At 60.3% G+C, this 11,780-nt stretch carries 11 protein-coding genes; 3 read left to right on the top strand and 8 right to left on the bottom strand.

Annotation, left to right across the window (positions count from 1 at the left end; translation table 11 throughout):
- Positions 1 to 139: 139 nt before the first annotated feature.
- Both CQ002_RS27900 and CQ002_RS27895 read right to left on the bottom strand, forming a co-directional pair.
- On the bottom strand, positions 140 to 580 hold the full coding sequence (locus tag CQ002_RS27900) for a hypothetical protein (RefSeq protein ID WP_105162351.1): 441 nt from the start codon (positions 578 to 580) through the stop codon (positions 140 to 142).
- Positions 581 to 736: 156 nt separating this feature from the next.
- Positions 737 to 1,192 (bottom strand): hypothetical protein, encoded by a 456-nt coding sequence (locus tag CQ002_RS27895; RefSeq protein WP_170041116.1) that lies wholly within the window; start codon positions 1,190 to 1,192, stop codon positions 737 to 739.
- A gap of 276 nt (positions 1,193 to 1,468) precedes the next feature.
- Here CQ002_RS27895 and CQ002_RS27890 point away from each other — a divergent pair, with 276 nt between their 5' ends.
- Positions 1,469 to 1,900, top strand: coding sequence for a VOC family protein (locus CQ002_RS27890; protein ID WP_034104965.1), 432 nt, complete (start codon positions 1,469 to 1,471; stop codon positions 1,898 to 1,900).
- A gap of 245 nt (positions 1,901 to 2,145) precedes the next feature.
- Here CQ002_RS27890 and CQ002_RS27885 read toward each other — a convergent pair whose 3' ends face one another.
- Positions 2,146 to 2,946: a suppressor of fused domain protein gene (locus tag CQ002_RS27885; protein ID WP_105162350.1), complete on the bottom strand. Its 801-nt coding sequence runs from the start codon at positions 2,944 to 2,946 to the stop codon at positions 2,146 to 2,148.
- Positions 2,947 to 2,974: 28 nt separating this feature from the next.
- Positions 2,975 to 3,607 carry a TetR family transcriptional regulator gene (locus CQ002_RS27880; RefSeq protein WP_105162349.1) on the bottom strand — a complete coding sequence of 211 codons (633 nt, stop codon included), beginning with the start codon at positions 3,605 to 3,607 and terminating at the stop codon, positions 2,975 to 2,977.
- A 111-nt stretch (positions 3,608 to 3,718) separates the two neighbouring features.
- Between CQ002_RS27880 and CQ002_RS27875 the strand changes: the two genes are divergently transcribed.
- The gene (locus CQ002_RS27875; protein WP_105162348.1) at positions 3,719 to 4,375 is read left to right on the top strand and encodes an O-methyltransferase; all 657 of its coding nucleotides are present in this window, start codon (positions 3,719 to 3,721) and stop codon (positions 4,373 to 4,375) included.
- A gap of 72 nt (positions 4,376 to 4,447) precedes the next feature.
- Here CQ002_RS27875 and CQ002_RS27870 read toward each other — a convergent pair whose 3' ends face one another.
- Positions 4,448 to 5,068: a LysE family translocator gene (locus CQ002_RS27870; RefSeq protein ID WP_034104970.1), complete on the bottom strand. Its 621-nt coding sequence runs from the start codon at positions 5,066 to 5,068 to the stop codon at positions 4,448 to 4,450.
- A gap of 127 nt (positions 5,069 to 5,195) precedes the next feature.
- Entirely contained in the window at positions 5,196 to 6,761 is a 1,566-nt protein-coding gene (locus tag CQ002_RS27865; protein WP_034104971.1) for a PAS domain-containing methyl-accepting chemotaxis protein, read from the bottom strand.
- 163 nt (positions 6,762 to 6,924) lie between these two features.
- Between CQ002_RS27865 and CQ002_RS27860 the strand changes: the two genes are divergently transcribed.
- Positions 6,925 to 9,123, top strand: coding sequence for an OsmC domain/YcaO domain-containing protein (locus CQ002_RS27860; protein WP_105162347.1), 2,199 nt, complete (start codon positions 6,925 to 6,927; stop codon positions 9,121 to 9,123).
- 120 nt (positions 9,124 to 9,243) lie between these two features.
- On the opposite strand, the gene CQ002_RS27855 is transcribed toward CQ002_RS27860, so the two are convergent.
- Together CQ002_RS27855 and CQ002_RS27850 are read right to left on the bottom strand one after the other, a co-directional pair.
- A complete protein-coding gene (locus CQ002_RS27855; RefSeq protein ID WP_105162346.1) occupies positions 9,244 to 10,410 on the bottom strand; it encodes a cystathionine gamma-synthase in 1,167 nt (388 codons plus the stop codon).
- Positions 10,407 to 11,780, bottom strand: a 1,374-nt coding sequence (locus CQ002_RS27850) for a cystathionine beta-synthase (RefSeq protein ID WP_105720650.1), incomplete at its 5' end; no start/stop codon positions are given. The genes CQ002_RS27850 and CQ002_RS27855, both read right to left, overlap by 4 nt.

Here is an 11,780-nt window from a genome sequence, read left to right as displayed (position 1 = left end):
TGGGGAGGGGTGGGTATGGATGACTGCTTTCGGCCATTAGCCGACATTCGATGCGGACAAGGATCTAGACGACCTCTCTCTCTCGATTTCAGGACGCAGCAACACAGCATGCATTCCTGCGAGCAAATTAACGGATCGTTTACTCGGGAATTCCGGTCACTGTATGCACTACGCGCATTGCGCAAGGCGGTCGGGCCCCTTCCGGGTCGAGCTGTTCGCATTTTTTCAGCAGCGGATAGGCATCGGCAAATTTCATAGCCGCCACCTGTTCGGCGTGTTGCTGCGAAACAAAGCAGCGCTCGAACCGGAAGGCGGTATACACCTCGGGCAGCAATGCCGGATAATCGTAAACCTCGTCGACGATATTCTTTAGCATCTGGGACATCTGCCCATTGGCTGCGGGGGAAATCTTGGTGAGCAGATCATCCTTGGCGACGCCCGCTTGCCTGGCCTCAATAGCTTGCTTCGACGCACCGATGGATGCCTGCATTCCCTGCGGAAACGGACAATCAGACGCCGCCAATGCCGAGGTCGACGCCATGCAACTCAGTAAAGTGAAAACAGCGGCCATCCTTGCCATGGAATTTCCTCGTTTGTAGCAAGCATTGTCGAAATAATCTGAGGATTCTAACCGATGCCAGTTGATGATGCGCTCAATTGACCTGGTCAGCTCCGGGTCGTTTTCTGCCTGTCGTGACTGGCTGAAAACGACCCAAAGCCGACATAACTCCGTGCATTATCGTTTTTCCACAACAACCACATAATCGGAGAAGTCGACATCACCCACCCCGTCGCTACATTCCAACGTCATCGTGCCATCGGTCCCGTGGACGTGAATTCCAGCATTGCCAACCCATGCATTCATGCCAAAAGCGCTCTTCCAGACGTTCCAGATTTTTAGAACGTTTCCACCTTTAGAAAACACTTCTATCTCCAAAGCATCGGGACTGGTATCAGACCACAAAACTATTTCGGGACAGCCGTTGCCAGAGCCTTCGACGACAATTTGCCCGCCCTTTATCTTTAATGCCAATCCTTGCACTCGACCGTTCGTAGCGCCCAATCGACGAACTGAAAAGACGGTTCTGGGCTCTGTGATCTTGATCTCAATGATCGCAACGACAGTTTTTCCATTGAAACTTATGGGCTTCCCTTTGGTGCGCATAAATGTCGAGGAGAGCGTTTTTTCCATTTTTAGATCCCCGGAATCTCTCAGGTGCCTTGCCTCAGTTTGGCCTAGGGAGGTTAGCATCTCTATACCTTAGGGGATTATGAATGGCTGCTTCTGGCCGAAAGCGGTCATCCGTGACCGGCAGCTCTCGGCCAAAAGCATTCCCTCAAAGCGACTCGATAATTCCCGACCGACCGTGCATCATCATGCTCGCCACGACCCCGTCGCGGCATCGAAGTCATAAATGCAGAACCTGCCCACCTGCAAAAATAAGCCTTGTGAAATGGAAGTCATCTCATGTTTGAACGTAACAAACTGGTTCCGGAGTTAATGGTTACTAACTTGGAGAACAGCTTAGCTTTTTGGGTTTCCTGCCTGGGGTTCAACGTGGCTTATCAACGCCCGGAAGATGGATTTGCATACCTTGATTTGAATGGGGCTCAAGTAATGCTTGAGCAGGTTGATCCGGACGCGGGTCAATGGCTGACGGCGTCGTTGACTAGGCCGTTTGGGAGAGGCATCAACCTACAGATTGATGTTGAGGCTGTCGCCCCCATCATCCAGAAACTTGATCAGGCAGGCTGTTCACTCTATCGAGAATGCAAAGACACGTGGTATCGGGCTGAACAGGTAGAAGTAGGCCAGCGAGAGTTCATCGTCCAGGATGCCGATGGTTATCTCGTAAGGTTGGTAGAGCGGTTGGGCGAGCGACCGGCTTGCCCAACCTGAAACTGAGCCAAGCCGATAGCCAGCTTCGGGTCGATCGCCGCCAGTTCAACGCTTACTCATCGCTGGGCAAACGCGGAGTCAAAATCACCAAGCGCTTTGTTTACCTTGGATCGAAGCATCAGCGATGATCAAAGCTTCACCATCGCCTCGAAAAGGATATGCCCTGGTTGAATCACGTCCGCTCCTGGCCCACAGCTCCCGCTTAAGCCGTCATTCCCCCTCTAAACGTTCACCAATAGGCCCACCTAAACCACGCTCTCCCGATAAACACAACTTACATGCCCAACCCCTGCCGCCTGTAACCGCGCCACCAGATCCTCCCGTGCCGCGCGCCCACCTGTGCGCACGTACTCAAGCTCTGCCGCCGTGATCAGTACCACCGGCACCAGTTGCACCGGTGAGAGTGGCATGTCGTCGAGGCGGGTGGGGAAGTCCGGGGCGGGGCCGCCGAGGAGGACACCGGCGGCGTCGTCGGCTGTGACGAACAGGTCAGGGAGTTGATCGCTCATCAGGTGCGATTGGCTGAAACCGGGCAGTTCCAGGGACAGTACGCCGTGGTTCTCCAAGGGGCGGGTGATGCCGCCAGCGTTGGCGACGGTCTTGGCGACGTGTTCGAGCAGTTCGAATGCCCAGCTGTGGCGCAATGGGTCGACGTCGCCGAGTGTGCCTCGGGCGTTGTCGGGGATGTCGGCGGTTTCCAGGAACAGCTCCATTTCGAAGCCATTGCCGAGGCCTTCGGCGTCGTCGAAGGGGTCGGACAGGCCGTCGGTTGCCAGCACGATGTTATTACCCCGGCGCACCACGCGATACGCCTGGCGGGTGGACGGCCAGTAGGGGCCACCGGTCAGGCTGGGGCTGATCAGGTAGGCGAGCACGTCTTTCTCGACGGTGCCCACGGACTGCCAGTGTCGGTCCAGGCAGTCGGCGGTGGCTACGCGAGCGGCCTGGTTGGCGGCGTCGGGTTCGGGCGACTCCGCTGCATTGGGCGTAGGCGCAGGCACATCCGATTTTGTCGATGAGCCGAACAGTTTCTTGAAGAAGTTCATGTGCAGTCCTTTGCGGGGTGTAGGCGCGTCAGGGATGGTTGAGCGCGATCACATAGGCGTGAAACATATCAGCCATGCCATCGGCGTAAACAGCGATTTCTTCAGGAGTGCGTGGGCTGCCGGAGAAATCCTTGCCGACCGAACTGAGCGTGGTCAGGATCAGATCGCATGCCAGTGTGCGGGTTGGCTCGGTCACCTCTGGCAATAACTCCATCATGAACGCCGCGAATATCTGCTGCCCCGCCGCGCGTACTTCCAGGGCTTGCGGGGCATCGCGATAGAGCGGCGCCGCGTCGTTCAACGCGACGCGTATCTGGGCTTCTTCGCATTCTGACCTGATGAAGGCATGCACCAGCGTGCGCAGGCGATGCAGCGGTGCCTCGGTATGTTGCTCCAGGATGCCGCGCAGCATCTGGGTGGTTTGCTGCCACTCGTCACTCTGCAACCTGAACAGAATCGCCGCCTTGTTCGGGAAGTACTGGTACACCGAACCCACACTCACGCCAGCCTTCTCCGCGACCCGTGCGGTAGTGAAACGGGTGGCGCCTTCCTTGGCCAGAACCTGAATAGCCGCTTCGAGAATAGCCGCCACCAACTCGGTGGAGCGTGCCTGTTGTGGCTGTTTGCGCGAGGAAATACGCGGGGTCTGGCGGATGGTCATGCAGGGCTCCGGAGGCAGGGCTAATGCGAATAGCGGATGCGACGAATCACTCGCATACTTTTAATGCGACGAATTAGTCGCATCTTAGTCCCAGCTCTAAGGAAATCAATGATGTCGAGCCTGACCTCTGCGCCTTTGGCGCCCCTGATCGAACGTTTGTATACCCAAGCCAGCGCCGCTACCAGCCCAGTGCTGAACACGATCTCGAAGGATGAGCGCGAGCGGCTGATGCACAGCAAGACTGAATATGTGGCGCTGTATTCGATGCTCAAGGACCTGTGGCTACCGGTGTCGCGGGACACCGGCAAGCTGCTCTACATGCTGGCGCGCAGCAGCAAGGCGCGGGCGATTGTCGAGTTTGGTACCTCGTTTGGCCTGTCCACTTTGCACCTGGCCGCTGCGTTGCGTGACAACGGTGGCGGAGTGCTGGTCGGCAGTGAATTCGAAGCTTCGAAGATCGCCCTGGCGCGCGAGCATTTTATCGAAGGCGGCGTGAGTGACCTGATCCATATCCGCGAAGGCGACGCGTTGGTCACCCTGGCCAGCGAACTGCCGGACAGCGTGGACTTGCTGTTGCTGGACGGCGCCAAGACGCTGTATGGGGACGTGCTCAACCTGGTGGAAAGCCACCTGCGCCCCGGCGCTCTGGTGGTGGCGGATAACACCGATTACTGCCCTGAATACCTGGCCCATGTGCGCGCACCGGAGAACGGCTACCTGTCCGTGGCGTTTGCCGATGACATCGAACTTTCAATACGCCTGGGATAATCGGGGACGCAACGCCTGCACGTAGTTGTCACGGGAGCCACCGGCTGGCTGGGCTCCGAAGGGGGGAAGGGCTCAGCGCTTGCTGAACGCCAACCGCACGGCAAACAACACGAAGATCATGCCGGTGGTGCGGTCCATCCATTGGATAACGCGTTCACGTCGCAGGAACCCGGAAAGCGGCCGCGTGGCACTGATCAATGCGAGTGACCACAATGCGCCGAGCAGCACATGGATGCTGACCAGGCCGAATGTCCAGAGAATCAACGGCTGCCCCTGGGGGATGAACTGCGGCAGGAAGGACACGTAGAAAATCCCCACCTTGGGGTTGAGCACGTTGCCCAGCATGCCCTTGATAAACCAGTTGCCGGCGGGCTTGCCATCCGCCTCGGCACTCGCGAAGGCGCGGCGAGGGCGCAACAGCATGTTCACACCCAACCAGGCCAGGTACGCAGCGCCGCAGTACTTGAGCAGGTTGAAGGCGACTTCCGACACCGCCACCAACGCACCCAGGCCAAACGCAACCGCCGCCCCCCACAGCAGGCAACCGGCGTTGATCCCCAGCGTGGCCTGCAGCGCCTGGCGCTTGCCTTCCACCGTGGCAGTCCTGAGCACCAAGGCCGTGTCGAGGCCGGGCGTGAGCGTCAGCAGTGTGGCGGCGAAGGTGAAGGCGAGGAGGTTATCCGTGATGGACATGGGTGGGCTTCGTGTTGGGTGGAGGGTGTGCCCAAGCATATCGCCATTATCCTGTGGTCGGCGATGTTCTCGTGGCCGGCGCGCTCACCACAGGAAGCGCGCTTGCCACGACACGTTCAGCGCAGGCTCAGCGATTGAAGCGCTCGACCAATGCGTATTGGGTGGCCGCGGTGTTCGTCAGTTCCTTGCTCAGGTCCGTGGATTGATGGGCTTGCAGCGAGGTCTGGTCGGCCAGTTCGGCGATGGTGGTGATGTTGCGGCTGATCTCCTCGGCCACCGCGCTCTGTTCCTCGGTGGCAGCGGCGATCTGGGTGGTCATGTCGGTGATGTGGGACACGGCCTCGCTGATGCCAACCAGCGCCTGGTCAGCTTCGAGTACCCAGGCCACGCCTTCCCGGGCCTGGCGCTGGCCGTGCTCCATGCTTTGCACCGCGTTGTTTGACGACGCCTGCAGCTGGGTAATCAGCGCGTGGATCTGGGTGGTGGACTGAGAGGTCCGCTGGGCCAGTTGGCGCACTTCGTCGGCGACCACTGCAAAGCCACGGCCTTGCTCGCCCGCACGCGCCGCTTCGATGGCGGCGTTGAGGGCCAGCAGGTTGGTCTGGTCGGCAATGCCCTTGATCACATCCACTACGCTGCCGATTTCGTCACTGTCCCGTGCCAGCTGCGCCACGGTCACGCCGGTTTCGCTGACCACGGTGGACAAGCGTTCGATTGCCTCGCGGGTATCTCGCGCTACCTCACGCCCGCGTCCGGTCAGCACATTGGCTTGCTGGGTGGCGTCGGCGGTGCGCTGTACGTGGCTGGCGACTTCCTGGGTAGTCGCGGCCATCTGGTTGACGGCGGCCGAGACCTGTTCGGTTTCGACGCGCTGACGGTCCAAACCCTTGGAACTGGCGGTGGCCAATTGATCGGACTGCCCGGCCAGCGCACTCAGTTGTTCGGCACTGTCCTGCAAGCGGGTGAGGCACGTCTTCAGGCGTGCGGCCTGGCTGAGGAACGCCGTTTCCAAACGTGCCTGGGGCCCGCGCGCATCGCTGTACATCTGCGCAATCAGGGCGTCCGAGGTCGAAGGCTCGACACCTTGCAACAGGCGCAACGTGCTGCCCTGACGCCAGCGTGAGCAGAGTATGCCCACGGGCACCGCAACGGCCACGGCCACCGCAATGGCCACCGGCGCAGTGAGGAACAGCCCGGCCAGGCTACCGGCAAGTCCGGTTGCTACATAGGGGACGCAACTGACGGCGGCTGGCAGCCAGGCATCCTGGCGCGGCACGCCGGGCTTGCCTTGGCTGATACGACGGTAAAGGGCCTGGGCACGGCGGATTTCATCGGCTGTGGGCTTGACCCGCACCGATTCGAATCCGACCACCTTACTGCCTTCGAAGATCGGTGTGACGTAGGCGTTGACCCAGTAGTGGTCGCCGTTTTTGGAGCGGTTTTTCACGATGCCCATCCAGGGCAGTCCTTGCTTGAGCGCACTCCACATGTGCGCAAAAACGGCGGGCGGCACATCAGGGTGACGCACAATGTTCTGCGGTGCCCCGATCAGATCCGCACGTTCAAAGCCGCTGATATCGACAAAGGCGTCGTTGCAGTAAGTGATGACCCCTCGGACATCGGTGGCGGAGATGAGTTTTTGCGAAGGCGCGAGGGAAATCTCACGCTGTGTTACAGGCTGGTTATTGCGCATTCCGACTACTCCCTGGTTGCCCTCAGTCCATCGGCGCCAATCGCGAAAAGGTTAATTTACAATGGATAATTCGCCCGCCACTGGTCAAAAGCCTGAAACTTCCCGGTGAAAAACCTCATAATAGCGGCCATTTTTGTTTAGCCCGTTATTCTGGTGTGCCCCCATGGAAATCAAGGTCAACTTTCTCGACAACCTCCGGCTTGAAGCCAAGTTCGATGACTTCACGGTGATTGCCGACCAGCCCATTCGCTATAAAGGCGATGGCTCGGCACCGGGGCCATTCGATTATTTCCTGGCATCGTCGGCCTTGTGCGCGGCGTACTTCGTGAAGTTGTATTGCCAGACCCGCAATATCCCCACCGACAATATTCGCTTGTCGCAGAACAATATCGTCGACCCGGAAAACCGCTATAACCAGATCTTCAAGATCCAGGTGGAATTGCCGGCGGATATCTCTGACAAGGACCGCCAGGGCATCCTGCGTTCCATCGACCGCTGCACGGTCAAGAAAGTGGTGCAGGCCGGCCCTGAGTTTGTCATCGAAGAAGTCGAGAACCTGGATGCGGATGCCCAGGCATTGTTGATGCCCGGCTCGACTTCCGAAGGCGGCACCTACATCGCCGGCAAAGACCTGCCACTGGAACAGACCATCGCCAACATGTCCGGCATCCTGGCCGGTCTGGGCATGAAGATCGAGATCGCTTCGTGGCGCAATATCGTGCCTAACGTCTGGTCCCTGCATATCCGCGACGCGCATTCGCCGATGTGTTTTACCAATGGCAAGGGGGCGACCAAAGAGGGCGCCTTGGCGTCGGCGTTGGGCGAGTTTATTGAGCGACTCAACTGTAACTTCTTCTACAACGACCAGTTCTGGGGTGAGGAATTGGCGAACGCGCCGTTCGTGCACTACCCGGACGAGCGCTGGTTCCAGCCCGGCCCCAACGACGAGCTGCCCAGCGAAATCCTCGATGCCTACTGCCTGAAGGTGTACAACCGCGAGGGCGAGCTGCGCGGTTCGCACTTGTTCGACACCAACTCCGGCAATGAAGAGCGCGGCATTGTTTCGCTGCCGTTTGTGCGCCAGTCGGACGGCGAGGTGGTGTACTTCCCCTCCAACCTGATTGAAAACCTCTACCTCAGCAACGGCATGAGCGCTGGCAACACCCTGGCCGAAGCCCAGGTGCAGTGCCTGTCCGAGATCTTCGAGCGCGCCGTGAAGCGTGAAATCATCGAAGGCGAATTCGCCTTGCCGGACGTACCCGCCGAGGTGCTGGCCAAGTACCCAGGCATCCTCGCCGGCATTCAAGGGCTCGAAGCCCAAGGCTTCCCGGTATTGGTGAAAGACGCGTCCCTGGGCGGTGAGTTCCCGGTGATGTGCGTGACCTTGATGAACCCGCGCACCGGGGGCGTATTCGCCTCGTTCGGCGCGCACCCAAGCCTGGAAGTGGCACTGGAGCGCAGCCTCACCGAACTGCTGCAAGGCCGCAGTTTCGAAGGCTTGAACGACTTGCCGCAGCCCACGTTCGAAGGCCAGGCGGTGACCGAACCGAACAACTTCGTCGAGCACTTCATCGACTCCAGCGGCGTGGTGTCGTGGCGCTTCTTCAGTTCGCAGTCGGATTATGAATTCGTCGAATGGGACTTCACTGGCGAAGGTGCAGACTCCAATGCCCAGGAAGCCGCGACTCTGTTCGGCATTCTTGAAGGCATGGGCAAGGAGTCGTACATGGCGGTGTACGAACACCTCGGTGCCACCGCCTGCCGCATCCTGGTGCCCGACTACTCGGAAATCTACCCGGTGGATGACCTGATCTGGGACAACACCAACAAGGCGCTGTTTTTCCGCGAGGACATCCTCAACCTGCACCGCCTCGACGAGGAAGAGTTGCAGGCGTTGGTCGAGCGTCTGATTGAAAGCGAGCTGGATGACTACACTGATATCACCACCCTGATCGGCATCGAATTCGACGACAACAGCGCCTGGGGCCAACTGACCATCCTGGAGTTGAAGCTGCTGATCTTCCTGGCCTTGCAGCAATATGAAGAGGCCAAGGAGTGCGTGGAGATGTTCCTGCAATACAACGACAACACCGCCGAGCGTGGCCTGTTCTACCAGGCGATGAATGCGGTGCTGGAGATGGAGCTGGACGACGACCTGGACTTGGCGGATTACGAAACCAACTTCCGCCGCATGTTTGGCAATGAGCGGATGGATGCGGTGATTGGCTCAGTGAAAGGCGATGTGCGCTTCTATGGCTTGACGCCGACCAGCATGAAGCTGGAAGGGCTGGACCGGCATTTGCGCTTGATCGACAGCTACAAGAAGCTGCATGCGGCCCGTGCCAACGTCACCAGCGCCTGACACAACCCCCTTGCGGGAGCGGGCGTGCTCGCCAAAGCGGTCTATCAGTCAGTCGATGTATTGACTGACCCATCGCCTTCGCGAGCACGCCCGCTGTCACATTTTGCCCGGTGCAGGTCGCTAGATTTTCGCCAGGCCGCGGGCCAGGTCCGTCCTCAGGTCGTCCACGTCCTCGACCCCCACCGACAACCGCACCAACCCATCACCAATCCCCAGCTGTGCCCGTGTCGCTGCCGGGATGCTGGCGTGGGTCATGATCGCCGGGTGCTCGATCAGGCTTTCCACGCCGCCAAGGCTTTCGGCCAGGGCGAAGAGCTTGACGTTTTCCAGGAAGCGCCTTGCGCCGGCCAGGTCGCTGTTCAGTTCAATTGAAATCATCCCGCCAAACCCACGCATCTGCTTGCGTGCCAGTTCATGCTGCGGGTGGGAGGCCAGGCCCGGGTAGTAAATCCGTGCCACTTGCGGTTGCTGTTCCAGCCAGGTGGCCAGGTCCAGGGCGTTGCTGCAATGGCGCTCCATGCGCAGTGCCAGGGTTTTTACGCCACGCAGGGTGAGGAAGGCATCGAAGGGGCCGGCAATGGCGCCGACCGAGTTCTGCAGGAAGCCCAGGCGTTCGGCCAGGTCGGGGTTGTCGCCGACGATGGCAATGCCGCCGATCACATCGGAGTGGCCGTTGAGGTATTTGGTGGTGGAGTGCACCACTACATCGAAACCCAGCTCCAGCGGGCGCTGGATCCATGGGCTGGCAAAAGTGTTGTCGGCCACGCAGATAATGCCCCGAGCGCGGCAGATACGGGCGATGGCGCTGAGGTCGGTAAGACTCAGCAGCGGGTTGCTGGGGGTCTCGACCCAGACCATGCGTGTATCGTCCTGCAGGCTCGCTTCGAAGGCCGACACGTCACTCAGGTCGACAAAGCTGAAGCGGTGCCCGGCGCTGCGTTGGCGCACCTTGTCGAACAGGCGGAAGGTGCCGCCGTACAAGTCATTGCCAGACACGATGTGGGCGCCGACATCCAGCAGCTCCAGGACCGTCGAGATCGCTGCCAGCCCGGACGCAAAGGCAAACGCCTGGCTACCGCCTTCGAGGTCGGCCACGCAGCGTTCCAAGGCGAAGCGCGTTGGGTTGTGGGAGCGGCCGTAGTCGAAGCCCTTGTGCACCCCGGGGCTGTCTTGCAGGTAGGTGGAGTTGGCGTAGATCGGCGGCATCAGCGCGCCCGTGGTCGGGTCGGGGGATTGCCCGGCGTGGATCACACGGGTGGCAAACGCGCTTTTATCGGACTGACTCATGCAAGGGATCTCCGTAGATGGTTAAGCAGGTCGACGCGAGTAATCAGGCCGTGAAAGCCCGAGTCGTCGGCAATAATGGCGACCAGGCCGCGATCCAGCTCCGCCTGCAGTTCCCCCAGGCTGGCGCTGGGGGCCAGTGTTTGCAACGTGTCGGTCATGGCACTGGCGACAATCATGTTGAAATCCGCGGCGTCATGGTGCAGGCCCAGCAGGATGTCGGATTCATCGATCACCCCCACCAGTTCGCGACCGTCCACCAGCACCGGGAGTTGGGAGACATCTGCCAGGCGCATGCGCTGGAAGGCGGTGAGCAGGGTGTCGTCGGGGCTCACGCTGATCACGCGGCCGTCTTCGAAGCGCCGCGCGATCAAGTCGCGCAGGTCGCCGTAGTGCTTGTATTGCAGCAAGCCCGCGTCGTTCATCCATTGGTCGTTGTAGACCTTCGACAGGTAGCGCGTGCCGGTATCGCAGACAAACGTGACCACTCGCTTGGGCTCGGTCTGTTCGCGGCAGTAACGCAGGGCGGCCGCGAGTAATGTGCCGGTGGAGGAGCCGCCGAGGATACCCTCGGCCTTGAGCAGTTGCCGGGCGTGATCGAAGCTATCTTCATCGCTGATGGAATAGGCGTGGCGCACGCTGGACAGGTCGGCAATCGACGGGATGAAGTCCTCGCCGATGCCCTCGACCGCCCAGGCCCCCGGTGTTTCCAACTGGCCGCTGCGGCTGTATTCGGCCATCACCGAACCCACCGGGTCGGCCAGCACCATGGCCAGCTCCGGCTGCACGCGCTTGAAGAAACGCGTCAGGCCGGTGAGCGTGCCGGCGGAACCGACGCCCACCACGATCGCGTCCACATCGTGCTGGGTTTGCGCCCAGATTTCCGGTGCGGTGCTGGTCTCGTGCGCCAAGGGGTTGGCCGGGTTGTTGAATTGGTCGGCGAAGAACGCGTCGGGGATGTCCTTGGCCAGGCGAGCGGCCACGTCCTGGTAATACTCGGGGTGGCCCTTGCCCACGTCGGAGCGAGTGATATGCACCTCGGCACCCATGGCCTTGAGGTGCAGCACCTTTTCCGTGGACATCTTGTCGGGCACCACCAGCACCACCCGATAGCCCTTGGCCCGGCCGACCAGCGCCAGGCCCAGGCCGGTATTGCCGGCGGTGGCCTCGATGATAGTGCCGCCGGGGCGCAGGCGGCCGTCGCGCTCGGCGGCGTCGATCATGGCCAGGCCTATACGGTCCTTGATGGAGCCGCCGGGGTTCTGGGATTCAAGTTTGAGAAACAGCGTGCAGAGGCCGGTATCGAACCGGCTGACCCGAACCAATGGCGTGTTGCCGATCAGTTCGAGGACGGCGGGGCGGGGAAGGGTGGG

This window comes from Pseudomonas sp. MYb13 (assembly GCF_002980075.1).
In the GTDB taxonomy this organism is placed as follows: domain Bacteria; phylum Pseudomonadota; class Gammaproteobacteria; order Pseudomonadales; family Pseudomonadaceae; genus Aquipseudomonas; species Aquipseudomonas lurida.
This window is presented reverse-complemented; position numbering and strand designations above follow the sequence as displayed.

Excerpts from the sequence above, each read along its gene's own strand:
- CQ002_RS27900 (WP_105162351.1), bottom strand. The coding sequence starts at position 580 with ATGGCAAGGATGGCCGCTGTTTTCACTTTACTGAGTTGCATGGCGTCG.
- CQ002_RS27895 (WP_170041116.1), bottom strand. The coding sequence starts at position 1,192 with ATGGAAAAAACGCTCTCCTCGACATTTATGCGCACCAAAGGGAAGCCC.
- CQ002_RS27890 (WP_034104965.1), top strand. The coding sequence starts at position 1,469 with ATGTTTGAACGTAACAAACTGGTTCCGGAGTTAATGGTTACTAACTTG.
- CQ002_RS27885 (WP_105162350.1), bottom strand. The coding sequence starts at position 2,946 with ATGAACTTCTTCAAGAAACTGTTCGGCTCATCGACAAAATCGGATGTG.
- CQ002_RS27880 (WP_105162349.1), bottom strand. The coding sequence starts at position 3,607 with ATGACCATCCGCCAGACCCCGCGTATTTCCTCGCGCAAACAGCCACAA.
- CQ002_RS27875 (WP_105162348.1), top strand. The coding sequence starts at position 3,719 with ATGTCGAGCCTGACCTCTGCGCCTTTGGCGCCCCTGATCGAACGTTTG.
- CQ002_RS27870 (WP_034104970.1), bottom strand. The coding sequence starts at position 5,068 with ATGTCCATCACGGATAACCTCCTCGCCTTCACCTTCGCCGCCACACTG.
- CQ002_RS27865 (WP_034104971.1), bottom strand. The coding sequence starts at position 6,761 with ATGCGCAATAACCAGCCTGTAACACAGCGTGAGATTTCCCTCGCGCCT.
- CQ002_RS27860 (WP_105162347.1), top strand. The coding sequence starts at position 6,925 with ATGGAAATCAAGGTCAACTTTCTCGACAACCTCCGGCTTGAAGCCAAG.
- CQ002_RS27855 (WP_105162346.1), bottom strand. The coding sequence starts at position 10,410 with ATGAGTCAGTCCGATAAAAGCGCGTTTGCCACCCGTGTGATCCACGCC.